We start from the raw sequence: 23423 nt of genomic DNA on the forward strand, positions 1-23423 counted from the left end.
GGATAACCCCGAGATATCCCCGGACCCTATGCGGGATAGACAGAGACTGCCGCCGCTTTGACCACAAAGTAGACGCCCATCCCCGGCGCGAGCCCCAGCTCCGCCGAGGCGGAGGGCGTGATATCAGCGGACATGCCTCCTGCCCGGACCCTGATCTGGTCACCATGGGGTTCGAGGTCGGTCACGGTCACCTTGAAGGAGTTCCGGGGACTGCCGTGGGCAGCCGAGAGGAAGATGGAAACGGCCGACGGCGGGAAGACCGCAACGCCCGCGTGCCCCAGGCTGGCGGGCGGCAGGGGTTCTTCCTGATGCCCGGCGATCTCCAGGCCCCGAGGCGTGCTGACGCCTGTGGCGGTAAGGGTTCCCTGGATCAGGTTCAGCCCGGCCAGGCCGGCCGCGAACCGGCTGCGCGGCCGCTCCAGGACCTCCCGGGTTGGCCCTTCCTCGGTGATCTTGCCCCCTTCAAGCACAATGACGCGGTCCGCCAGCATCAGGGCATCCAGGACGTCATGGGTGATGATGATGGCGCGGCGGCCATCAAGGACCACCCTCAGGAGCCGGCGGAGCAGTGGGGCGGCATGGATGTCCAGGGCGGCCATTGGTTCGTCCAGCAGCAACACGTCCGGGTTCGCGGCCAGCGCACGCGCCACCGCCACCCGTTGGGCCTGGCCGCCGGAGAGCTCGCCCGGGCGCCGGGATTCCAGCTCCGAGGCGTCCACCGCCGCCAGCCATTTCCGGGCCGAGTCGCGGGCGGCTTTCCGGGCCATCCCGGCGCTTCGTGGCCCGAACGCCACATTGTCGAGGGCCGTGAGGTGCGGGAAGAGCAGCGGCTCCTGCGCCAGCAGGGCCGTCCCGCGGCGGTGCGGGGCGGTCCACACGCTTGTGCCTGAGGTGAGGTCAAAGAGCACTTTGCCGTCCACCTCGGCACGGCCCGAATCGGGCCGCAGCAGCCCGGCAATGACTGAGAGCAGGGTCGATTTCCCTGCGCCGTTGGGACCAAGGATTGCCAGCGTTTCCCCGGGGCCGAGGGCCAATTCGACGTCGAGACCGCGCTCCTGGACCGCCGCCCGCAGCATGAACGTCACGGCCGGACCTCCCCGGGCGTGGCGCCGCTGCCGCCGGCGCTGGCCGGCGAAGACCTGCGATATGTCAGACCCACCACGGCAACGGCGACGGCCACCAGCACCAGGGACAGGGCGACGGCGGCATCGGCATCGGTTTCCCGCTGCAGGTAGATCTCCAGCGGCAGGGTCCGGGTCACTCCCTGGAGACTGCCCGCGAACGTCAATGTCGCGCCGAATTCGCCCAAGCTGCGGGCGAAGGACAACACCGCGCCCGAGGCCAGGCCTGGAAGGACCAGCGGCAGGGTAACGCGCCGCAGGACCGTGGAGGGTTTGGCGCCCAGAGTGGCGGCCACGGCCTCATAACGCCCTCCGGCCGTGCGCAGCGCGCCCTCAAGGCTCACCACCAGAAACGGCAGCGCCACAAACGTCTGGGCCAGGACCACCGCCGTCGTCGAAAAGGCGATCTGTACTCCCGCCACCTCCAGGCTGCGGCCCAGCAGCCCCTGGCGCCCGAAGGTGTACAGCAAAGCGATGCCGCCCACCACGGGAGGCAGCACCAGCGGCAGCAGCACCAAGGCGCGAAGCAGCCTCTGGCCGGGGAAATTTCCCCTGGCCAGCACCAATGCCAGCGGAACGCCCAATGCGATACAAAGCACGGTGCTGGCCGCGGAGGTCCGCAGGCTCAGCCCCAGTGCGGTGAGGGAGGAATCGGACGTCACCAGCGGGACGAACTGCGCCCAGTTGACCTTGGCGGCCATGGCGGCCAGCGGAAGCACCACAAAGACGCCGCCCACGACGGCAAGGGCATAGATCCACGCCGGGATCCCGCTGTAGGCATGGCCGGCAACGGGGCGCCGGGAGCGTCGGCTGGCCGGCCGCCCGGAGGACATGTCCCTGGCAACGCGGGTTCGGGTTGTCATGGCTGGGTGCTCGTGGCCGGCTGGGCGGTCCTAGCGTTGGGCATCATGGCTGGGGCGTGCCGAATCCGGCGTCAGTGAGGGTTTTTTTGCCCTCGCTGCCGGTGACCAGGGTGATAAATGCCGCCGCGAGAGTCTTCGCCCTGCTGCTGGCCACCGTCGCGATCGGATAGGAGTTGACCGCCCGGCTGGCTTCGGGGAAAGGAACGCCCTGGACCTTGGCCCCGGCTGACCGGACGTCCGTGCGGTAGACCAGGCCGGCGTCGGCCTCCCCGGAAACCACCTTGCCCAGAACATCGGTGACCGATGATTCCTCGCTGACCGGCCGAAGGGATGTGCCGGCGGTCTTTTCCACTGCCTCGGCGGCGGCACCGCAGGGGACCTGATGGGCGCAGGCCACAACCCTCAGGCCAGGTCTGGCAAGGTCGTTGAACGATTTGATCGAGGCAGGATTGGCTGGCGCGACGGCGATCTCCAGGACATTGGTGGCGAAGGTGGTCGCGGAGCCGTCCAGCAGCCCGGCGTCGGCAAGCCTGGCCATAGTGCTGGTATCTGCCGTGGCGAGGACGTCGGCGGGAGCACCCTGGGTGATCTGGGTGACGAGGTCCGAGGACCCGGCGAAGCTCAGCGCCACCTTGGTCCCCGGATTCTCGGCCTCGAACCGCTGCGCAAGTTGGGTGAAGGTCCCCTTGAGGGAGGCGGCGGCGAAGACGGTGATGGTTCCGGATGCGCTCGTGCTCCCGGCGCTTCCGGCGGGGCCGGCCGAGCTGGCGGGGCCGGCGGGGCCCGCGGGGCCGGCCGAGCACCCGCTGACGCCTGCGGCGAGGGAGGCCGCCAGAAGCAGTGCACAGGCCTTGCCCGCGCGCATCAGACGGTCCCCTTTCCCCGGGGAGTTTCGATGATCACTGTGGTGGCTTTGACGACGGCGGTGGCCACCGACCCCAGCTCCAGGCCAAGTTCGCGGACGGCTTCGCTGCTCATCAGGGACACCACCCGGAACGGCCCGCACTGCAGTTCAACCTGCGCCATCACGGTGTCCGCGGTAATGGCGGTGACGAGTCCTACAAAGCGGTTCCGCGCCGAGCTGCCCACATTGGCCGGGTCCTCCGGGAGCTGGGCCTGTCCGCGGGCAAGCGTCGCGAGCTCGAGCCCGTCCACGGCAAGGCGGCCTGAGTCATCCTTGAGTGGTGTCAGGCTTCCGTTCTCGGTCCAGCGGCGCACGGTGTCGTCGCTGACGCCTAGGAAGCGTGCCGCCTCGGCAATGCGAAAAGTGGGCATAGTCAACCTTATCTCCTCATTTGCGGTGTTTGCATGCACTTTTAGTCGCAAGTGCTTAAATCATGGCTGCGCTGTCCAAGAGTTGATCCAAGGACTTCCCCATAGCCTCCGGCAGGCCACAGCCGTACGCTTTGAGGTGGGGTGGAGCCATGGTCGCCAACGCGAGCACCAAGGGAGCACTGCCATGAAATGGGTCAGGCCGGATCAAGCGGACTACGACGAAACACGAAAGCTCTTCAACGCGATGATCGATCGGAGGCCGGCCGTCATTGCCCAATGCGCAGATCCCGGCGAGGTGGCGGAGGCCCTGGCGTACGCCCGCACCAATAGTCTCGATGTGGCCGTCCGGGCCGGCGGCCACTCCGCGGCCGGGATGTCCACGAACGACGGCGGCCTGGTGGTGGACGTCCGCCCGATGAAATCAATCTCGCTGGACCGGAACAGGCAGACCGTAAGCGTCGGAGCCGGCGTTACGTGGGGTGAGTTCGATCGCGCCACGCAGCCGCACGGCCTCGCCACGACGGGCGGCCGGGTTTCAACCACCGGAGTGGCGGGCTTCACCCTGGGCGGCGGCTCGGGGTGGCTGGAACGTTCGTTCGGCTTTGCCTGTGACAACCTGCTCTCGGTGGACCTGGTAACGGCCGCAGGGGAGCGGGTCACTGCGAGCGCCCACGAGAACCCTGAACTCTTTTGGGCCCTCCACGGAGGGGGCGGCAACTTCGGCGTCGCTACCGAGCTGACCTTCAAGCTGCATGAGCTCGGACCCACGGTCCAGGCTGGCCTGATGCTCTGGCCCGGCGACGCCGCCCGCGACCTGGCCCGCGGTTACCGCGATCTGACGCTGGCAGCCCCCGACGCCGTGGGGACTGCGCTGGTCTACCTCACGGCCCCGCCGGAACCGTTTGTCCCTGCCGAGATGGTGGGCCGGCTCGCGGTGGGACTCGTGTACCTCTACGCAGGGGATGCCGGCGAGGGAGCCGAGCATGCGGCGCCATTCCGCGAACTCGCTCCGGCCGTGGATCTGGTGGGTGCCATGAACTACACGGACTTCCAATGCATGCTCGATAACGCGCCGGACCAGTACAACTACTGGAGCGCGGATTACCACGATCAGCTGACAGACGAGGCCCTGGACGTGATCGTCGACTCAGCGCGGAATCTCCCGGGGCCACATTCCCAAAGCCTGCTGGTCCGCTGGGGCGGGGCGGTGAGCGGAACGCCGGACGCCACTCCACTGCAGAACCGGGATGCCACCTGGGTGAGCCATCCCTTCGGGATCGAGGAGACACCCGAAGGCGGTGAGGACGCGAAGGCGTGGGTGAAACGGTTCCGCCACGACATCGCCCCGTATGCCACCGGCGGCGTGTGGCTGAACTTTGTGGGCGACGAGGGCCAGGCCCGCATCCGGGCAGCCTTCGGGGACGAGAACTACAACAGGCTCGCCCAGGTTAAGCGCGCGTTCGATCCGGATAACTTCTTCCGCGGCAACCAGAACATCCTCCCCGCCCCCGCCTAGCGGATTCGACAGCTGGCAGCAGCACTAAACTGCTTCCATGGCCGTCTATGTTGATCCGCCGCTCTGGCCCGCCCACGGGACCCACTTCTCGCACCTGATCTCGGACACCTCGCTGGCGGAGCTGCAGGCGTTCGCCGCGGGCGCAGGGATCACGGAACGGGCGTTCGACGGCGACCACTACGACGTCGCCCAGTCCCGGTACGCGGCACTCGTGGCGGCCGGTGCCGTGCCTGTGGAAGGACGGATCCTGGTCCGCAAGCTCATTGACAGCGGGCTGCGGATCCCAGCCCGCCGGCGCGGAACCTCGCTGAAGTTGCCGCTCCTGCATCGTTGGAACGAGGTGCTCCCCGGCCACGATGCGCTTTTCCTCGACCTCCTGGACCGCTGGGGCGAGGAGCACCGCAAGTACCACGGCCGGACCCATCTCCTGGCCGTCCTGGAGGCCCTGGACCTGCTCACCGAACCGGAGCGGCCGCCGCGCACGGTATTGCTGGCGGCCTGGTTCCACGACGCCGTCTACCGCGGAATCGCAGGCGAGGACGAGGAGGCATCGGCCCGGCTTGCCGAGGACAGGCTCCGGCACGCGGGACTGCCCGACAGCGAGGCCGATGAAGTGGGGCGGCTGGTGCGGATGACGGCGGAGCACCGCCCGGACCTAGGGGATCATGCCGCCGCCCTGCTCAGCGATGCGGACCTTTCAGTCCTCGGCGGAAACCCGGAGGCCTACGGCCGCTACCTCTCCGCCGTCCGGGAAGACTTCGCGCACATCGGCGACGACGACTTCGCCGCCGGGCGCGCCGCCGTCGTGCGCCAGTTGTTGGAACTGGAGCCGCTCTTCCACACCAGCCGCGGACGCGAACTTTGGCTCGCTGCTGCCCGCCGGAACCTGCAGTGCGAACTCGGGTGAGTCCGGACTAGTGGTAAGTGCTGACGAACGGCCGGTTGGAAGGGACAATCTGCTTACCCAACGGCATCAGCGACACCGGGATGAGCTTCAGGTTGGCGATGGCGAGGGGAATGCCGACGATGGTCATGGCCATGGCCAAGGCCGTGACCACATGGCCGATCGCGATCCAGATGCCGGCCACGAGGAGCCAGATCACGTTACCCAGCAGGGAGAACACACTGTTGCCGCCGGGTTTGTCCACCACCATTCGTCCGAACGGCCACAGCGTGTAGGAGGCGATCCGGAACGATGCGATGCCCCAGGGAATTGTCACGACCAGCAGGCAGCAGATGATTCCGGCGAAGAAATAGCCGAGCGCGAGCCAGAGTCCGCCGAATACCAGCCAAATGATGTTGAGCAATGTCTTCATGAAGCCATTGTCCCCCGCAAGGTACCGATTGGCGTCAGGGGTTTCCCTGAGATTGCCGTGAGCCTGCCCGAAGTCGGATGGCCGGACTAGTGCGGGTCGTTTCGGGCGGGCGTCCGCTCCCTGCGGTGGATCTCGGCGAGGACGCGCGGGTACAGGACCCCCGCGGCCGCGCTCCGCTCCGGTATGCGCGAGTCCTGCGCCAGCATGGACGCGAGATGCCGCAGTTCGGGGGTGGGGACACGCGACAACGATTCGTGAAAAACGAAGGATCGGCGTGCGCGCGAACCGGCAACGCGGCCTCCGTGCGGGGCGCCGCGGGCGCTGTGTGGATTGCTGGTCATGTGGGGTCCTCGGTCCAGACTGAGGCCAACTGCATAACCTGAAAAAACCATACCGCAAATGTGCCGCCGGTCACATCACCCCTGCTTGACCAAAGCCGCCTCCACATTGATTTTGACTTTGTCGCTGACCAGCAGTCCGCCAGCCTCGAGCGCCGCGTTCCAGGTCAGGCCGAAATCCTTCCGGCTGATTTCGGCCTCTGCACTGAAACCGGCCCTGGTGGCGCCGAAGGGGTCCACGGCCACCCCGGTAAATTCAACCTCCAGCTCCACGGGCTTGGTGATGCCGCGGATGGTGAGATCGCCCGTGACAGTGTAATCCTCGCCGTCGCCCTCCACACCCGTGGCGCGGAAAGTCATCTCGGGGAAGTTCTCCACATCGAAGAAGTCGGCTCCGCGCACGTGCGCGTCCCGGTTCGCGTCCCCGGAATCAAAGCTGGCGGTCTTCACAGTGGCGTGCAGGCTGGACGTGGCCAGGGACTCCCCCACGTGGGCCTCCGCGGAGGCATCCGTGAACCGGCCGCGGACTTTGCTGATGCCGGCATGGCGCACGCTGAATCCCACCTCGCTGTGAGACTTGTCGAGCGTCCAGACGCCGGGGGTCAAACCTTGGGGAAGAGTCACAGCTGGTCTCCTTCGACTGCCTGGCAGTTAACTGCCGCCGGTTGTTCGGGGTAGCCCCCAGCTGAATGCTAGCGAAGACCGTTACCCCCGGCTAGCCTCCCAGCCAAGGGCAGGGGCAATATGGGCGGTGATGCTGCCCAGCAGTTTGGCGTTGAAGTCAACGCCCAGCTGGTTGGGGACCGTAAGCAGCAAGGTGTCCGCGGCCTGCACGGCGGCATCGGCGGCCAGCTCCGCGGCGAGCGCATCGGGCTCCCCCACATAGCTCTTGCCGAACCGGGCCGTGAGCCCGTCAACGATCCCCACCTGGTCGCGATTTTCCCGGAGGGCGCTGAGGCCGAAGTACCTCCGGTCTTCAGCATCGACGATGGGCAGGACGCTGCGGCTGACCGAGACGCGCGGCTCACGGGCGTGACCGGCAGCCGCCCAGGCCTGCCGGAACATGCTGATCTGCTCCGCCTGAAGCTGGTCGAACGGCGCGCCGGTGTCCTCGGTCAGCAGGGTTGAGCTCATCAGGTTCATGCCCTGTTCCGCAGTCCAGACGGCCGTGGCGCGCGAGCCCGCGCCCCACCAAATTCGGTCCTCGAGGCCGGGCGAGTTTGGTTGAATGGGCAGCTTGCCAGTGGCGCCCCCCGCGTAGCGCGGATCAGCTTCGGCCATTCCCGCACCGGAGAGCGCACGCCGGAACAGGGCGGTGTGGCGGCGTGCCATGTCGGCAGGAGTCTCCCCGTCGGCCGGCACATATCCGAACGCCCTGGCGCCGTCGCGGGCCGGTTCGGGTGAACCGCGGCTCACGCCCAGTTGCAGCCTGCCGCCACTGATCAGGTCGGTGGCTGCGGCCTCCTCGGCCATGTACAGCGGGTTCTCGTACCGCATGTCAATCACCCCGGTGCCCATTTCGATCCGGCTGGTCCTGGCGGCGATGGCTGCCAGCAGCGGGAACGGCGAGGCCTGCTGGCGGGCGAAGTGGTGGACCCGGAAAAACGCGCCGTTCACGCCCAGTTCCTCGGCGGCAACAGCCAGTTCGATGCCCTGCAGCAGCGCGTCACGGGCCGTGCGCGCGTGCGAGCCCTCCACGTTGCCCCAGTGACCGAACGACAAGAACCCAATACGCTTCATGTCTGGCCCAACAAGGCCGGGGTCTCCCGAATTCCTTGGGTTACCGTCAGGCCTTGGCTGCGAGCACGAAGGCCCGGATCCTGGCCAGATCCTTTACCCCGCGGGAGCTTTCCACGCCGGAGGAGACATCCACACCCCAGGCACCGGCATCGGCCGCGGCGTGGGCGACGTTTGCGGGATCAAGGCCGCCGGCCAGCAGCCACTTCCGGCCCCGGAGCCCCTTGGCGCGCACCGACGCGTAGTCCCATGCCTCGCCCGATCCGGGCACAGCGGCGTCGATGAGGAGCAGCTCCTCACCCCAAAAATCGAACGCGTCCGGGGCGGCGGCCATGGTCACGGCCCGGATGACCTTCAGGCCGGCGTCGCGCGCGGTCTTTACGTCCTCGGGAGTGCGGTCCCCGTGCAGCTGGATCCACTCCAGACCGGCCGCGAGGGCGGTGGCCACCGCGTCGGAAACGGGCTCGTGCCGGAAAACGCCGACGGCGGGAAGCCCCGCCGGGACGTGCGGAAGGAGCCCGAGCACCTGTGCCGGGGTAACTTCGCGCGGGCTCTTGGTCAGCACGAAGCCGACGGCATCGGCACCGGCGCCGGCCGCCTCCCGGATGGACTCCGGCGTACTCAGGCCACACACTTTGACGAACATCACCGACTCCTCCTGCACATCTTCCTGCATCTGACGTTAGCAAGCCACGGCCGCCCGCGCGGACGTTACGGCCGGCCAACCCCTGCGGGGCCCGCCCCGGTGTCCGGCTAGGCTGAAGGCATGGAGATCATTCGCTATGCCAGCCTCCGGGCCGAACCTTGGCGCAACGGCGGCGGCGTCACCCGCGAGCTGGCCAGCCATCCCACCCCGGCAGGCGGCGGCACGGCACCCGACGGCGATTGGGACTGGCGCGTGAGCATCGCCGAGATCTCAAGGGCCGGAGCGTTCTCCACGTTCCACGGAATGGACCGCGTGCTCACCGTGATCGACGGCGAGCTGCTGCTCCTGACCGTGGACGGCGCGGATCATCCGCTGGAAAGGTACCGGCCTTTCAGGTTCCCCGGTGACGCCGAGGCCACCGCGGCGCTTCCCACCGGAGACATCCGCGACCTCAACGTCATCACCCGGAACGGCGCCTTCAAGGGCTACACCTCCATCATCGAACTCTCCAAGAAGCGGGCCCACCCCGTGTTCGAAGGGCAGCTGGGCATCCTGCTGCAGGGACAGGCCACGGTGAGCCTGGGCAACGCCGGTGCCGGGGACGATTCAGCCGCCGGTGCCGGGGCGGAGACGGACGACGGCGGTGCAAACGCCGCAGCCGCCCCCGGCGCGCCGCCGGAAACACTGGACCGCTACGACGCCGTGGTGGGCTCGGACCACCGGACACCGGAGATCCTTGGCCGCGGCTTCCTTGCCGTCGTGTCGATCGACCGTGTTACGAGCTGAGAACTACCTGCTGATAACGCCAGCCAGCAGATCCTCTCTTGGCCGCGGCTTCCTGTACGGTTCCGTTGCGCCGTTGATCCTGCCGGCCAAGCTCGTCCTGGCCGAGGGCCGCGGCGATCACCACTGAACTGGCCGAAGCCCAGGCCTGCGGGCGGCAGCTCGCGGGGAACGGCACGGGGTTGCGCATGGTGTCGGCGCTGTGGCCGCCAAAAAGCTCGGGCAGCCGCCAGTCGTTGGCCTCGGCCACATGGAGCAGGCCGGCGGCCAGCTGCGCCGCTTCGGCCTTGAACCCGTCCGCCAGCATGCCGCCGATGATCAGGGCGGTGTCATGGCTCCAGACGGCACCAGCATGGTACCGCGTGGGCCAGTAGCCGCCGTTGGTGGTTGACAGCGTCCGCACTCCGTAACCGGAGAACATGGTGGGGTCCATCACGCGGCGTACCACAGTCCGTTGTTCCTCCTCGTTCAGGATCCCGGTGCCGAGCAGGTGGCCCATGTTGGAGGTCACTCCGTCAACCGGCTTCTTGTCCGCATCCAACGCCAGCGCCGGGTACGGGCCGAGCTCGTCCTCGCACCAGAACTGCGCGCGGAACCGCTCGGCCATGCCCGCGGCATAGTCGCGCCACTCCTCCGCGCCGGACCGTCCGAAGGACTCCAGCAGGTCCGCACCCATGATGGCGGCCTCATAGGCGTACGCCTGAACCTCGGCCAGGGCGATCGGCCCCTTGGCCAGGGTGCCGTCGTGCCAGCGAATGGCGTCCCCGGAGTCCTTCCAGCCCTGGTTGACCAGGCCTGCCCCGGAGGCATCGAGGTATTCCAGGAAGCCGTCGCCGTCGAGGTCGCCGTGGTCCCTCAGCCACTCGAGGGCGTCCTGGAGGTTTGGTAGCAGCTCCTCCACCTCGGCGTCCGGCATGCCCGCCTTCCAGGCGTCATGCAGGAGGCAGATCCACAACGGGGTGGCGTCGATGGTGCCGTAGTACACGGGCGGCAGCCGCAGTGCGTGGCCGCTCTCCGCCATGGTCAGCACCGTCCGGCGGACCTCGTGCAGGATCTTGCCGGGCTGGACTGCCGTGGTGTGGTCGGTCTCCGTGCCCTGGCGGCCCGCAAGCGCGCGCAGGGTACCTCCGGCGATGGCCGTGTTGATCGGCAGCATCATCCTCGCGGCAATGATGGAGTCACGGCCGAACATGGTGAAGAACCACGGGGCGCCGGCGGCAAGGAAGGTGTCATGGGGATGGGAAACGTGGGCCAGGCGCAAGCTGTTCAGATCGCTGACAGAGCGTTGCAGAAGCCGGCTGATCCGGGGATCCTCCGAGGCCGGCGCCACGATGGGCTCGCCGTCGGCGGCGAGCATCGGGGAATCCGCATCCGTCAGGTCGACCGCCCATGCCAGCTCCAAGGGCACCCCCGGAAAGACCTCCACCGCCCATTCGATGGTCACCTTGCTACCGTGGATGCTGACTGCCGCATTGGCCGCCGTCAGCGCCAGGACAGTGTCCTTGTCCCGCCAGGACCAGGTGGTTCCTGCCGGTTCCACCACTGCGCCTCCCGGGGCGCCTTGTTTGATGTCTTCCATGGTGGTGTTGTCCGCACCAAGGGTTAGCCGGATCGTCAGCGCCACCGGCTCCCGCATGGCCGATTCGAGGCGCAGCGTCTCCGCCACCCGGCCCGAGCAACCGGTGAGGTTCTCGGTGTCTTCGCCATGCCGGATACGGCCGGAATCGGCGGTGCGGGTACGCACCAGCGACAGCAGAGGATCGGCCACCTCGGCATCGGCGCGCACAAAGTAGATGTAGTCGGTTTCCTTGGAAGAACGCAGCTGGGTAGAGACCCATTCGGGCTCCCGGCCGTCCACGGTGAGGACCGCAGTATGGAGGACGCGGTCATCGCCGCAGTAGATCCCCTGTGCGCCGACGTGGCGGATCTGGCCATGGGCGTCGGACCAGGCTTGGATGGGGGCGCTGAAAACGCCGGAAAGGTTATGCAGGTATGGCTGTTCAGAGGCCACGGTGAAACAACTCCTGATGCTGCTGGATTGGGTGCGGAGGCTGGCGTCCGCATTACCGGGCGTGAACCTGAAGATTTGAACGATCAAATTTGCGCGGTTAAATACTCTCACACGTTACTGTGGGAAGCGAAAGGCCGGCTCTCTTGGCGGCCGCCCGGGATGCCCAAGACTGCCTGCCCCGGCCCCGAAACGCTAAGGAGCCCCGCTTGCCCCGGCCCACCCTCGCCAGCCTCGCCAAGGAACTCGCCGTGTCGAGGCAAACGGTCTCCAACGTGCTCAATGCGCCGCACAGGGTCAAACCCGCAACCCGGAGGCGCGTTCAGGCCGCCATTGCGTCCGCGGGCTACCGGCCCAATGCAGCCGCCCGACAGTTGCGAACCCGGCGCTCCATGAACCTGGGGCTACGGCTTCTTCCTTCGTCGAACGGAATTAACGGCGCCATCCTGGACCGCTTCCTGCACGCACTCACGGAAGCAGCCCAGCGGGCCGGCTACCGGCTCACGCTGTTCTGCGCCGACTCGGACGGCGACGAAATCCGCCAGTACCAGCAGCTTCTCGACGTCGCAGGGCTGGACGGTTTCATCCTCACCTCCAGCACGCCCAACGATCCGCGGACCCGCTGGCTGCAGGAGCGCGGCACGCCCTTTGCCGTTTTCGGCCGGCCCTGGGACGGTGACGGTCACGTCTCCTCCGTCGACCATCCCTGGGTGGACGTGGACGGTGCCGCGGGAACGGATTCGGCGGTGAAGATGCTGTTGGCGCAGGGGCATTCGAAGATCGGGTTCCTGGGCTGGTCCGCGCACAGCCCGGTTGGGGCAGACCGCGCTTCTGGTTGGGAGAGGGCAATGCGGGAAGCGGGCTTGGGCACGCATGTGTCCGCCCTCCGGCTGGAGGCCGAGGACACGGTTGCCGGCGGAGCAGCCGGAGCGGCCCTGCTGGGCTTGAGGGGCGCCACGGCGATGGTGTGCTCCAGTGATTCGCTGGCGCTCGGAGCCCTGGAAACCCTCCGCGAGCTCACCCCTGCGACCCTGCTCCAGGGGCGGAGCCCCGGGCCGACCAGCCACGCAGCCATTGTTGGTTTTGACGACACTCCGGTGGCGGCGGCGCTGGGACTCTCGAGTGTTGCACAGCCGGTGGAGGATGCCGCACGCCACCTCATTCGGGTGTTGACGCATGAGGTGGCGTGCGACGGCGCCTCCGCTCCGAACGATCTCCCCGCGCTGGACAGCGCCGCCGGGGTCGATGTCCCTCCGGAAAAACAGATTCTCCTCACGCCGCACGTGGTGGAACGGATTCCGCTTCCACTGGCGGCACCGGGCAGCGGCTAAGCACTTTGTCGGGGTCCTTGAACCGGTGGCCTCCAGGTCCCGGACTAGGCTGTTGGCCATGGCAACTTCCCCGGCTCCCAACTCCCTCCCGGGACTGGACGGCGCCCCGCCCCTGCGTCCGGAGGCACTCCTGCGTCCGGACGTGACGGCAGCCGTGGCCAACCTGCGCGCCCGCCTGGTGTCCGGGCGGCGGTTACTTCTGGGTATCGCGGGTTCACCGGGGTCCGGCAAGTCGACCTTCGCCGCCGCGTTGCGGGACCTCATCGGCTCCGCCGAGACCGTGGTGGTGCCCATGGACGGGTTCCACCTGGGCAGCTCCATCATCGACGGCACTCCGTTGCGGCTGCGGAAGGGTGCAATCGATACTTTCGACGTCGGCGGGTACCTCTCTCTTTTGCAGCGGCTGGTGCGGCGGGACGAGCCTGTGGTTTATGCGCCGGATTTCCGCCGTCAGATCGACGAGCCAGTGGCGGCCTCAATCGCGGTACCGGCCTCGATTTCCCTGGTGATCACCGAAGGGAACTACCTCCTGGCGGACCACCCTGAGTGGCGGCGGGTCCGGGCGCAACTGGACGAGGTCTGGTTCATGGACACTCCCCCGGACCTCCGCCTGAAGCGGCTGGTGGACCGGCACATGCTCTTTGGCATGGAGCGGCCGGCGGCAGAGGAATGGGCCGCGGGCTCCGATGAGGCCAACGCGCGCGTGATCGAATCCACCCGCCCCGCCGCGGACCGCGTCATTCCCTGGTCCTAGATTTTCCCGGTCCTTCATCATGTGGGGAATTGAGGGTCAGCCAGACTCTTTTCGGTGGCAAACGGTCAAGGCCCTGCGGCCCTGTTAGCCTGCTCCTAGGATCACCGGCCCATCATTGGGGTCTCAGCCGGTGGCTGGGTCCCCCGTGGCTCCTGGACGCAGAGGACAACAGCATGGATGCGAAAGCGCCGGACAATGCTTCAGGACCGGCCGCCACGCCGCCGGCGGACCCCGGGAACGGCCTTGCGGGGTCCGGCCGTTCGTGGAGCCTACAGCGCGAATGGTCCAGGGCGTTCCTGCTGATGCTCGCCGCGCTACTGATCGGCGCTGTGGTCACGATCGTGGGGGTGCACGGCCTGATGGACCAAGTGCAGGAAACCTCAACCCGACTCCGGCTCGAACTCCAACGAGTGGAGCTCCTGGGGTCAGCTCTCGATGACCACGAGCAGCTGGGGCACCAGCTGCTCTCCAACGCACCCGTGGACCGCTCCGCTTTTGTCCGGCAACAGGAAGCGGTCTCCCGCCTGTTCGAGGATGCCATCTCTGGCCTGCCCGGAAGGACGGAGACGCTGGCCCCGATTATCGCCGCCCGGCAATCCTGGCAGGAAGCTTTGACGGAACATGGTCTTTGGGGCGCCCAAGTGCAATCGCTCCAAGGCAACCATATGGACGAGACACCCGCCTTTGCCGCCTCCGGCGCGGGGATTCGCAAGCAGTTGGCTGACGTACGGCGCTTCTCCCTGGCGGAAATGGACAACGGACTCGCGCACAGCGCCGACCTCGAACGGCTCCTGGCCATCGGGCGCAGCGCCCTGTTCGTGGTGGCGCTGGGCGCCACGTTGTACTTCCGCCGCAGAATGGTAAAGGACCTCATGCGTCCGGTGGGGAGCCTGCACCAAGGCGTTCGAAAGCTGCAGGGCGGGAACTATAACCACCGCATCGAGGTGTTCAGGCGGGACGAACTGGGCGAGCTGGCCGAGGCGTTCAACGGCATGGCCGCCGCTGTCCACAACAGCCACGAGGCGCTCACGCACCGGGCGACCCATGACCCCCTCACCGGCTTGGCCAACCGCGCGGCGCTGATGGAACACCTCACGGCCTCTTTTGGGGCGGGAAGCACCCGCAGGAACCGGAACGAGGGACTGCTGTTCATCGACATCGATGACTTCAAGGAGGTCAACGACTCACTGGGGCACGCGCTGGGAGATGCCCTGCTCATCCAGCTGGCCACGCGCCTCAAAGGCTGCGTTCGCTCCGACGATCTGGTGGCCCGCCTCGGCGGGGACGAGTTCGCGATCGTTGTGATGGACGACGACGCCGGCTCCGTCACCGCCGGAATCGCCGAACGGATCCACGAGGCGCTGCGCGCACCCTTCTTCGTCGGCGACGACCGCCTGACCGTCACGGCCAGCATGGGTGCGGCGCAGCGCCGCCCGGAAACCGCGGACGCTGCCGAGCTGCTGCGGCAGGCCGACTTCGCCATGTACCTGGCCAAGCACGGAGGAAAGGCCCGATTCCAGCTCTTTGACGCCGAGGGCTATGACCACATGACGTACCGCGCCGCACTCAAGAGGGACTTGGCCACCGCGGTGCCCGCAGGTCAGCTCCGCCTCGAATACCAGCCGGTTGCCGATTTGATCAGCGGGCGCATCCTCGGCATGGAAGCACTGGTTCGTTGGGAGCACCCCACACTGGGGTTGCTGGCGCCGTCGGAGTTCATTCCGCTGGCCGAGGAGACAGGCGACATCGACGCCGTCGGCTGCTGGGTGCTGGACACCGCGACCCGCCAGGCTGCCAGCTGGCGGAAATCCCTGCCCCAGTGCGCAGACCTCTGGATTGCCGTCAATCTCTCCACCATCCAGCTACCCAACCCGCGGAACCTGGCCGCCATCAAACGCATCCTTGCCGACCCCGCGGCACAGGCGGACAAAGTGGTGCTCGAAGTCACGGAAACAGCACTCGCGGGTAGCACGGACGGCGGCATCGCCGCCCTCAAAACCCTGAAAGAGACTGGCGTCCGGGTGGCCATCGATGATTTCGGGACGGGATTTTCATCGCTGAGCTCGCTGGCGGTATTGCCTGCTGACATCCTCAAGATCGACCGCTCGTTCCTCGGGCCGCAAGCCTCCGAGGCGCAATCGGCGGCGATGCTCGAGGGCATCCTGGGACTCGCCCGCATGCTCTCCCTCGAAGTGATCGCCGAAGGGGTCGAGGAACCCGGACAGCTGGATCTTCTTCGCGCCTTGGAGTGCCGGATGGGCCAAGGCTACTTCCTGGCGCGCCCGGGTTCCGCGGAGGCGATCGAGACGCTGCTGGCCACAGGAGCCCACATTCAACCTGGCCGGGCGGAGCGGGCGCAACCCGTCGATTCATGAGGAATACTGGCCTTCGCGCCGGGGTTCTGGCATGGAAGGTATTTCCAGGAACAGGTAGCAGCGAGAAGGAGACCCACATTGGCATCTGCATCATCAGTTCAGCTCGGCGACGGATTGAGCGTCAGCCCACTGGGGTTCGGTGGCATGGCACTGACCCCTGTATACGGGGCGGTGGACCCGGCCGAGGCGCTCCGGACCCTGCACCATGCCGTCGACGCGGGCGTTAGCTTCATCGACACCGCGGATATCTACGGCGGCGGCAGCAACGAGGAATTGATCGCGCAGCTGCTCAAGGAGCGCCGCGGCGAAGTCCAGCTGGCCACAAAGTTTGGCCTGGTGGGCACCCCGAGCGCCGGGTATACCGACATCCGGGGTGACCGGGCCTACGTCAAGCAGGCCGTCGAAGCCAGTCTGAAACGCCTTGGCACCGACACCATCGACCTGTACTACATGCACCGCCGCGACCTCCGCGTTCCGATTGTGGAAACCGTGGAGGCCATGGCAGAGCTTGTGCAGCAAGGCAAGGTGCGGCACCTTGGACTGTCCGAGGTGACAGCGGAGGAGCTGCGGGAGGCCAGCGGCGTTCACCCGATCGCCGCCGTCCAGAGCGAGTGGTCCATCTGGAGCCGCGATGTGGAACGCAACGTTGTACCCGCGGCGGCCGGGCTTGGGGTGGGCTTTGTGCCCTACTCGCCGCTGGGCCGGGGATTCCTCACCGGCACCGTGGACGCCGCCCGGCTGGGCAGCGACGACTTCCGCCGAAAGATCCCCCGCTTCGCCGAGGAGGCCGCCGACGCGAACCGCGGCGTGGTTGCGGCCGTCCAGGCAGTCGCGGCCGAACTGTCCGTCGCCGGGCAGCACGCCACTCCTGCCCAAGTGGCCCTCGCGTGGCTGCTGGCGCAGGGCCGGAGGCTAAACCTGCCGGTGGTCCCCATCCCCGGCACCCGCAAGGCGGAGCGCATCGATGAGAACCTGGGGGCACTGTCGCTGAACTTCACCACAGCGCAACTGGAAAAGCTCGACGCCGCCGCGGACGCCGTCGTCGGCTCCCGCTCCGCGGACCCCAACTGGGTGTCCGAGGGCCGTGAATAGCGAGTCCGTAGACTGACGCCCATGGACTCGCTCATTCACTCCTTACGTGACATCACCATCCGCCGGATTTCGGTCAGCGAGATGGACAACAACGTGTACCTGCTCACCGCCAAGGCATCCGGCGCGCAACTCCTGATCGATGCGGCCGATGATCTGGCCGCCATCCAGGAGCTGCTCGCGGATGCTGCCGCGGATACGTCCGCGACGCCGAAGCTGGCGCTGGTCGCCACCACACATCAGCATTGGGACCATGTCCGGGCGTTGCCCGGGCTCGTGGAAGCCACCGGCGCGAAGACGGCGGCGGGGACGCAGGACGCCCCCGAGCTGCCGGTGCCGGTCGATGTGCTGCTGGATCACGCGGACGTCGGCAACTTCGACGGCTTCGACGTGACGGCAGTTCACCTTCGCGGGCATACTCCGGGCTCAATCGCTTTGGTGTACCAGGATCCCGAAGGCCCGGCCCACATCTTTTCCGGTGACTCGTTGTTCCCGGGCGGGGTGGGCAACACCCAAAAGGATCCCGCACGGTTCCAGCAGCTCATCACGGATGTGAGCGAACGGCTGTTCGACGTCTATCCGGACGACGCGATCGTGCATCCGGGACACGGCAAGCCCACCACCCTGGGTGCGGAGCGCCCCCATCTGGACGAGTGGCGAGCACGGGGCTGGTAGCTTTCGCCACGCTTTGTGCTTTGCGCTGCGCAAAATGTCGGTCGCTACGGGTATACCCGCAGCGACCGGCATTTTGCGTATCGCCAGCTACTTTAGCGGCTGCGGCGTTCGTTCGACGCCGGAGCTGACGCGCGCCGCGGTCCGCCGGTGCGTGCCGGACGGCCTTCGCTGGAGCGGCCGTTGCCGCCACCTGCGTAGGATCCACCGGAGGTGCCGCCCGTGTTGGAGGACCAGACAGCGGCGTTTGCGCCGGTCTTGCTTGCGCCGGACTTGGCACCAGCAGCTGCACGCTGGCCCGTTGCCGGGCGTCCGCCACGCTGGCCGCCGGTTGCGCCACCCGTGCGCGGAGCGCCGCTGCGGGGTGCACCGCTGCGGGGAGCCGAAGCGCCCCGGGCGTCGCTGCGGCCTTCGGCGGCGCGGCCATCGGAGCCGCGGCCTGCCGCGGCGCGGCCGCCTGCGGCCGGGACGTCGTTGCGGTGGGCGCCATACGAGGTTGAGCGGCTGCGGACGCTGCGGCGTTCGGCGCGCTCGGCATCCATCCGGTCCTCGTTACGCTCGATGACGCGCTCTGCTGCGTTGCGCGCCGCAGCCTGGCCCTCGTACGCCACGGCGCGGCGATCGGCACGGGCAAGGTCGGTGCGGGGAGCCTCAGCCGAGACCCGTCCACGCCCGCCGCGTCCGCCACGGCCGCCGGCTGTGGGTGCGGCCTGCGTTGTGCGGCGTGCGCGCTTGCGCTCGGCGTTGGCACCGGTGGAGGTGCCGCCGCCCTGCTGCCGGGCCTTGGCGGCCAGGAGCGCGGCGCGGGTGCGCGGGTCAATCTTGTCGGCCATTTCGCCCACGAGTTGGGCCACCAGGGGCGAGCTGGCGGTGACGCGCTCGAAGTTGACCTCGACGCCGGCGGCCTTCATGAGCTTCTTGACGTCGGACTGCTGCTCCGGAAGCGTCAGCGTGACCACGGTGCCGTCGGAACCGGCGCGGGCGGTACGGCCTGAGCGGTGCAGGTACGCCTTGTGCTCTGTGGGCGGGTCAACGTGGATGACCAGTTCGACGTCGTCCACGTGGACACCGCGGGCGGCGACGTCGGTGGCCACGAGGACGCGGACCTCGCCGGAGGAGAATTCGGCCAGGTTGCGGTCACGGGCGTTCTGCGAGAGATTGCCGTGCAGGTCGACGGCGGGGATGCCGGCGTCAGTCAGGGTCTTGGCAAGCTTGCGGGCGTGGTGCTTGGTGCGCAGGAAGAGCACCCGGCGGCCGGCACCCGAGGCGAGCTCGACGATCAGCTGCTTCTTCACGGTCTGGTCGTTGACGACGAGCACGTGGTGTTCCATGGTGGTCACCGCGGCCTGTGATTCATCCACGGCGTGGGTCAGCGGGTTGGACAGGTAGCGCTGGACGATCTTGTCCACGCCGTTGTCCAGGGTGGCCGAGAACAGCAGGCGCTGGCCCTGGCTGGGCGTCATGTCCATGAGCTTCTTGACCACGGGCAGGAAGCCGAGGTCGGCCATGTGGTCGGCCTCGTCCAGGACGGTGATTTCGACACCCTCGAGGGTCAGGATGCGCTGGCGGATCAGGTCCTCCAGGCGGCCCGGGCAGGCGATAACGATGTCGACGCCGGCGCGCAGCGCCTTTTCCTGGCGGGCCTGGGAGATGCCGCCGTAGATCACGGTGGTGTTCAGGCCCATGGCCTTGGCCATCGGCTCGATGGTCGCGTTGATCTGGGTGGCCAGCTCACGGGTCGGCGCGAGGACCAGGCCCATGGGGCGGCCGGGCTTGCGGAAGTGCTTGGCTTCCCGCTCAGCGAGACGTGCTACAAGCGGGATGGCGAAGGCAATGGTCTTGCCGGAGCCCGTGCGGCCGCGGCCCAGGACGTCGCGTCCGGCCAAGGTGTCGGGGAGGGTCTTGACCTGGATGGGGAACGGTTCAACGATTCCCTGGGCGGTCAGCGTGTCGGCAAGTGCTTTGGGCGTGCCGAGGGCAGCAAAAGTAGTCATGTGTTTCAAGGTCTTTCAGGCGGTATCCATACGGATATCGGCCCCCGGTGCCGGTTGGCCCAAGGGTTCGCCGAAGAAAAGTCAGGTGATCAACCGGGCTGCTGCCAAACGTGCAAAGGCGGCGGCCGGGACCAAATAGAACGCGTTCATCGACGCAGGATGTGCCTCTCACATGAAAAAAACCCACTCCCTGCCGGACGAGTCCTTCGGGGGATCCGGTTGATGAACCGGAACTGGTCAATCAAGACCAAAGTGGGCATCACTGCACATCAAGTTTCACCAGTCTATCATCCGGCGGACCGCCCACCCGACCCGGCAGTGCCGTCCACCACCCGGAGGGCCAGCTTGGGGCAGAGCTGTACAGCCTCGTCCGCGGCTTCCGCATCGTCACGGCCGATCGCAATATCCGTGCGGTTGCCGCGCCTGGCCACGGGGTAACCCCAGTCGTCCCGCCCCAGCAGCCCCGGCAGCAGCTCCGTGCACAGGCCGCGGCCGTCGCACTTGGTCCAGTCGATGTGCAGGGTCCGGCTCATGCGGACCTCCCGTCAAGGGTTGTGCAACTGCCGGCCAGATGCGCCTTGATGTCCTCGGAGAAGACGTCCAGCGCGCTGCTGATCAGTTGGATGGTTCCATCCGGATGGTGGCAGGCTCCCCGCCCCGCGACCAGTTTGCCCAGCCGTTCCAGCTCCCTGACCAGGCGGGGGTCCCGTTCACGGTAGGCAATCCGGCCCAGGATCCCCGACATCGCGGGCAGTCCGAACATGCAGGGGCCGCACTGCCTTGCGGACTCCCCCGCCAGGTAATCCACGATCCGGGCCGTGGTTTCCAGTCCGCAGTAGCCGGTGGGAAGTATGTGAAACACACCGGCGCCCGGGCGGACCACGTGGCTTGCCGGCCCGGAAACGGACAGCTTGTAATCAAGCGGCTTCACCCAGCGGCCATGATAGCCGCCGACCAGTACGGCGGCTACGTTGGCCGCGTCGATGTGGGAGCTGTACAGAATCTCCCCCAGCGATGCGTTTCCGGCCACCTCCAGAACCTGGTCCGGCGCCGGGCCCGAGACGGAAATCAGCCGGGTGCCCGGATCTCCCGCGGATCCCGCGGTCCGGAACCAAGCCGCCCCGTAGCGGGCAATCAGGGCGATGTGCGCCAATGTCTCCACGTTCAGCACCAGCGTGGGGCGGCCTTTGAGCCCGGATTCGCTCAGGCGGCGGCGTTTGTCGAATGGCAGCGCGGAGCCCGTGGCGATCGCGTTGACGGCGGCGCTTGCCTCGCCGGCAATGAACCGCTCCGAGGCTTCCACCAACCGGATTCCGCGGGCAGCCGGCCGCTCGGAGATGGCCCGTTCCATGGCAGGAAAACTTGCCGCCCCGGCGTAGAGGTATAGCTGCGAGCCGCCGACGGCGCGTGCGGCCGCCAGCAGCCCGTCGATCACCAGATGCGGGGCCTCGGCCAGCAGCGTTCTGTCCTTGAAGCTGAGCGGTTCCCCCTCGGCGCCATTGCCGATGACCACCGGCCGCGGCGCAAGGATCCGGGTGGGACGGGACTGCGCCGTCGCGGCCATCTTGCGCCACGATGCAAAGGCTGCGCCGCCGCGCCCGGTCAGGCCCGAGGCTTCCAACACGCTGATCAGGTCCGGGCCCACCCTGTCCATGTCCAGGGGGCCGTACGTCTCCAGATGTCGCGCGTGGCTGGCATTATTACCGGCGGCGAAAAGCCGAAACGTGCCGAACGGCGCGCGCCGTCTGGTGGACTCGGGAAGGGCGGTCTCCTTGAATGTCATTGCAGGCCTCCTTCGCGGGCTTTAGCTGTTTCGAGGAAAGCGGCGGAAAGGCGCCAGGTGACAGCCCCGCCAACAGCCGCCACGGAACCGACCGCCAACACCAGGAACCATTTGCCGGTTCCGTCTGTCCCATTGCCGATTGCATGCGCCAAGGCGATGGGCCACATGGCGTATGTGAGCCAGTGCACAGCTTTGAACGTGCGTTGGCCGAGCCTGTGACGCAGGAGTCCCGTGACGACGACGGCGGCAACGAGGTCCAGCGCAACGGTTCCCAGCCCTTGCCAGAATGGTTGGTATGCGCCTAGGAAAGGAACCAGGACGTCGATGACGTTGAGCTTGGCATAGGAGTCCAGCAGCAGTGAGCCCACGTGCAGGCCCAGGAACACGGTGGCGAGCAGGGCGATATTGCGGTGAAGCAGCGAGATCGAAAACCGGGGCAGCACCAGCAGTGGGCGCCCCGAACGGTTCACGATGCCCAGCAACACCGAAACAGTGAACAGGGCCAGTGAAATGAACCCGCTCACGCGGCCAAAGGCCCATAGAGCCTCATCCATCGGCTTGCCCTCCCGCGATCGCGTGGTCTTCCGCCGCCTCCGGCCATCCGCCGGTGTGAATAGTGCGCCCATGCGTGTCGACGAGGCGCCCGGTGATGCCCTCGCGCCGGAACCAGTCCACGGCGGCATAGCCCCGGACCACGGCGGCCGTGCTGTAGGCGTTTGCTTCCAGGCACGTCGAGGCGGCCACGGTAACGGAGCGCCAGACCGGCTCCGCGGGCAGGCCGAAGCGGGGATCAAGAATGTGGTGGACCTGTGCCCCGCCGTGCTGCCAGCGGCGCTTTTGCGTACTGGAGGTGGCCATGGCGAACCCCGGTCCCAGGGTGGTCTGCTGTGCCGGGTCGTCCTCAAGGTCCTGGACGACGACCTGCCAGCCGCCCCGGGGGGCCGGGCCGGCGGTGGCGAGGTCTCCGCCCAGGGAAACCAGGACGCCACACCCCAGCGCGGCATGGACTCCGGCAGCGGCCCGGTCCGCGGCGATCGCCTTTGCGGTGGCTCCAAGGTCCAGCCGGATGTCGGCAGGCGCCGTGATGGTCTGTTCCGTGACGCTCACGCGCCGCCATCCCTCCGACCTGCGGGCACTCCGGGTGCGGACAGGCCCGTGATCCACGGGCGCAGCTCCATCTGTGGAGAGGCGGACGCTGACGATGTCCCGGTCATACCCCAAAGCGTCCAGGTCCCGTCCCAAGGTGGGGTCGACGTCGCCCCCGGTCAGGATGGCGGCCTCAAGGGCGCGCTGGACCAGGAGGGCAAGCAGCGGGCTGGCTTCCGCGCCACCAGCGAACTGTGGTTGGAGCCGTGCCAGTTCCGAGTCGGTCCTGAAGCGGCTGCAGGCATCATCCACCTCGGCCACCACCGCTCGGACCACCCGGACAGCCTCGGCGATCGCGTCGGGGCGGGTGACGGTGACGGCGGCCTCGAGGCCCCAGACCGTCCAGGAGGAGTGGGCTTCCATCTCAGGATCCTGAGGATTTTCCGTGGACCGCACCCCCGCTGCCGGGCTGGACCGGGCTCACCCTGGAGTAGCTCTTCGCCGGCCGGGTGCTGTTGTTCGTGGCGCCGTTGCTCGAATCGGTGGAGGTGGTGGTGCCCGTGGACTTGACGGCCGTTGTATTGGCGTACACGACGGCGGACGCCACGCCCGCGGTGGCAAGGCTGCCCAGTGTGACCGCGGTGGTGATCCCGGCGGCCATCCGTTTGCCGTTACTTCGAATGTTCATGGCCTGTTCCACCCTGTCCTTGATGAGAATGCCGTTAAACCAATAATC

24 protein-coding genes are annotated in these 23423 nt (G+C 67.6%); 8 read left to right on the forward strand and 16 right to left on the reverse strand.

Going from position 1 to position 23423, the window contains the following annotated elements:
- Positions 1-26: 26 nt before the first annotated feature.
- The 4 genes from ACP4XC_RS20910 to ACP4XC_RS20925 all read right to left on the reverse strand — a co-directional run bounded on the left by ACP4XC_RS20910 (position 27) and on the right by ACP4XC_RS20925 (position 3259).
- Positions 27-1085: a sulfate/molybdate ABC transporter ATP-binding protein gene (locus tag ACP4XC_RS20910; RefSeq protein WP_427172646.1), complete on the reverse strand. Its 1059-nt coding sequence runs from the start codon at positions 1083-1085 to the stop codon at positions 27-29.
- Positions 1082-1954, reverse strand: a complete 873-nt coding sequence (locus ACP4XC_RS20915) for an ABC transporter permease (protein ID WP_427175186.1) — start codon at positions 1952-1954, stop codon at positions 1082-1084. The genes ACP4XC_RS20910 and ACP4XC_RS20915 overlap by 4 nt, the downstream gene beginning before the upstream one ends.
- A 73-nt stretch (positions 1955-2027) precedes the next feature.
- The gene (gene modA, locus ACP4XC_RS20920) at positions 2028-2849 is read right to left on the reverse strand and encodes a molybdate ABC transporter substrate-binding protein (RefSeq protein WP_427172647.1); all 822 of its coding nucleotides are present in this window, start codon (positions 2847-2849) and stop codon (positions 2028-2030) included.
- Positions 2849-3259, reverse strand: a complete 411-nt coding sequence (locus ACP4XC_RS20925; RefSeq protein WP_427172648.1) for a TOBE domain-containing protein — start codon at positions 3257-3259, stop codon at positions 2849-2851. Before ACP4XC_RS20925 ends, modA begins: the two co-directional genes overlap by 1 nt.
- 184 nt (positions 3260-3443) lie before the next feature.
- On the opposite strand from ACP4XC_RS20925, the gene ACP4XC_RS20930 reads away from it, so the two are divergent.
- The gene (locus ACP4XC_RS20930; RefSeq protein ID WP_427172649.1) at positions 3444-4775 is read left to right on the forward strand and encodes an FAD-binding oxidoreductase; all 1332 of its coding nucleotides are present in this window, start codon (positions 3444-3446) and stop codon (positions 4773-4775) included.
- A 37-nt stretch (positions 4776-4812) separates the two neighbouring features.
- Complete coding sequence (locus ACP4XC_RS20935) at positions 4813-5682, forward strand: DUF4031 domain-containing protein (protein ID WP_427172650.1); 870 nt, start codon at positions 4813-4815, stop codon at positions 5680-5682.
- Positions 5683-5689: 7 nt separating this feature from the next.
- On the opposite strand, the gene ACP4XC_RS20940 is transcribed toward ACP4XC_RS20935, so the two are convergent.
- The 5 genes from ACP4XC_RS20940 to ACP4XC_RS20960 all read right to left on the reverse strand — a co-directional run bounded on the left by ACP4XC_RS20940 (position 5690) and on the right by ACP4XC_RS20960 (position 8812).
- On the reverse strand, positions 5690-6091 hold the full coding sequence (locus ACP4XC_RS20940) for a YccF domain-containing protein (protein ID WP_427172651.1): 402 nt from the start codon (positions 6089-6091) through the stop codon (positions 5690-5692).
- Between the two features lie 86 nt (positions 6092-6177).
- A complete protein-coding gene (locus ACP4XC_RS20945; protein ID WP_427172652.1) occupies positions 6178-6432 on the reverse strand; it encodes a hypothetical protein in 255 nt (84 codons plus the stop codon).
- Positions 6433-6507: 75 nt separating this feature from the next.
- Positions 6508-7053: a YceI family protein gene (locus ACP4XC_RS20950; RefSeq protein ID WP_427172653.1), complete on the reverse strand. Its 546-nt coding sequence runs from the start codon at positions 7051-7053 to the stop codon at positions 6508-6510.
- An 81-nt stretch (positions 7054-7134) separates the two neighbouring features.
- Positions 7135-8169: an LLM class flavin-dependent oxidoreductase gene (locus ACP4XC_RS20955; RefSeq protein WP_427172655.1), complete on the reverse strand. Its 1035-nt coding sequence runs from the start codon at positions 8167-8169 to the stop codon at positions 7135-7137.
- A 46-nt stretch (positions 8170-8215) separates the two neighbouring features.
- A complete protein-coding gene (locus tag ACP4XC_RS20960) occupies positions 8216-8812 on the reverse strand; it encodes a phosphoribosylanthranilate isomerase (protein WP_427175187.1) in 597 nt (198 codons plus the stop codon).
- Positions 8813-8932: 120 nt separating this feature from the next.
- On the opposite strand from ACP4XC_RS20960, the gene ACP4XC_RS20965 reads away from it, so the two are divergent.
- Entirely contained in the window at positions 8933-9598 is a 666-nt protein-coding gene (locus ACP4XC_RS20965; RefSeq protein WP_427172656.1) for a HutD/Ves family protein, read from the forward strand.
- Here the strand turns inward: ACP4XC_RS20965 and ACP4XC_RS20970 are convergent.
- Positions 9588-11606: a glycogen debranching N-terminal domain-containing protein gene (locus tag ACP4XC_RS20970; protein WP_427172657.1), complete on the reverse strand. Its 2019-nt coding sequence runs from the start codon at positions 11604-11606 to the stop codon at positions 9588-9590. The two genes, ACP4XC_RS20965 and ACP4XC_RS20970, sit on opposite strands and share 11 nt — an antisense overlap.
- Positions 11607-11812: 206 nt before the next feature.
- Here ACP4XC_RS20970 and ACP4XC_RS20975 point away from each other — a divergent pair, with 206 nt between their 5' ends.
- From ACP4XC_RS20975 to ACP4XC_RS20995, 5 genes are all read left to right on the forward strand, one after another.
- Positions 11813-12934, forward strand: coding sequence for a LacI family DNA-binding transcriptional regulator (locus ACP4XC_RS20975; protein WP_427172658.1), 1122 nt, complete (start codon positions 11813-11815; stop codon positions 12932-12934).
- 58 nt (positions 12935-12992) lie between these two features.
- Complete coding sequence (locus ACP4XC_RS20980) at positions 12993-13688, forward strand: nucleoside/nucleotide kinase family protein (protein ID WP_427172659.1); 696 nt, start codon at positions 12993-12995, stop codon at positions 13686-13688.
- 173 nt (positions 13689-13861) lie between these two features.
- Positions 13862-16063, forward strand: coding sequence for a putative bifunctional diguanylate cyclase/phosphodiesterase (locus tag ACP4XC_RS20985; RefSeq protein ID WP_427172660.1), 2202 nt, complete (start codon positions 13862-13864; stop codon positions 16061-16063).
- Positions 16064-16141: 78 nt separating this feature from the next.
- Positions 16142-17155, forward strand: coding sequence for an aldo/keto reductase (locus ACP4XC_RS20990; protein ID WP_427172661.1), 1014 nt, complete (start codon positions 16142-16144; stop codon positions 17153-17155).
- 21 nt (positions 17156-17176) lie between these two features.
- The gene (locus tag ACP4XC_RS20995) at positions 17177-17827 is read left to right on the forward strand and encodes an MBL fold metallo-hydrolase (RefSeq protein WP_427172662.1); all 651 of its coding nucleotides are present in this window, start codon (positions 17177-17179) and stop codon (positions 17825-17827) included.
- A gap of 92 nt (positions 17828-17919) precedes the next feature.
- Here ACP4XC_RS20995 and ACP4XC_RS21000 read toward each other — a convergent pair whose 3' ends face one another.
- From ACP4XC_RS21000 to ACP4XC_RS21025, 6 genes are all read right to left on the reverse strand, one after another.
- Entirely contained in the window at positions 17920-19818 is a 1899-nt protein-coding gene (locus ACP4XC_RS21000) for a DEAD/DEAH box helicase (RefSeq protein ID WP_427172663.1), read from the reverse strand.
- Between the two features lie 287 nt (positions 19819-20105).
- Positions 20106-20351 carry a ferredoxin gene (locus ACP4XC_RS21005; protein ID WP_427172664.1) on the reverse strand — a complete coding sequence of 82 codons (246 nt, stop codon included), beginning with the start codon at positions 20349-20351 and terminating at the stop codon, positions 20106-20108.
- The gene (locus ACP4XC_RS21010) at positions 20348-21601 is read right to left on the reverse strand and encodes an NADH-ubiquinone oxidoreductase-F iron-sulfur binding region domain-containing protein (RefSeq protein WP_427172665.1); all 1254 of its coding nucleotides are present in this window, start codon (positions 21599-21601) and stop codon (positions 20348-20350) included. The genes ACP4XC_RS21005 and ACP4XC_RS21010 overlap by 4 nt, the downstream gene beginning before the upstream one ends.
- Positions 21598-22155 carry a ferric reductase-like transmembrane domain-containing protein gene (locus tag ACP4XC_RS21015; RefSeq protein WP_427172666.1) on the reverse strand — a complete coding sequence of 186 codons (558 nt, stop codon included), beginning with the start codon at positions 22153-22155 and terminating at the stop codon, positions 21598-21600. The genes ACP4XC_RS21010 and ACP4XC_RS21015 overlap by 4 nt, the downstream gene beginning before the upstream one ends.
- On the reverse strand, positions 22148-23110 hold the full coding sequence (locus ACP4XC_RS21020; protein ID WP_427172667.1) for an FAD:protein FMN transferase: 963 nt from the start codon (positions 23108-23110) through the stop codon (positions 22148-22150). The genes ACP4XC_RS21015 and ACP4XC_RS21020 overlap by 8 nt, the downstream gene beginning before the upstream one ends.
- Position 23111: 1 nt before the next feature.
- Positions 23112-23375, reverse strand: a complete 264-nt coding sequence (locus ACP4XC_RS21025; protein ID WP_427172668.1) for a hypothetical protein — start codon at positions 23373-23375, stop codon at positions 23112-23114.
- Positions 23376-23423: the final 48 nt, after the last annotated feature.

Source organism: Arthrobacter sp. 92 (assembly GCF_050260325.1).
GTDB lineage: Bacteria > Actinomycetota > Actinomycetes > Actinomycetales > Micrococcaceae > Arthrobacter.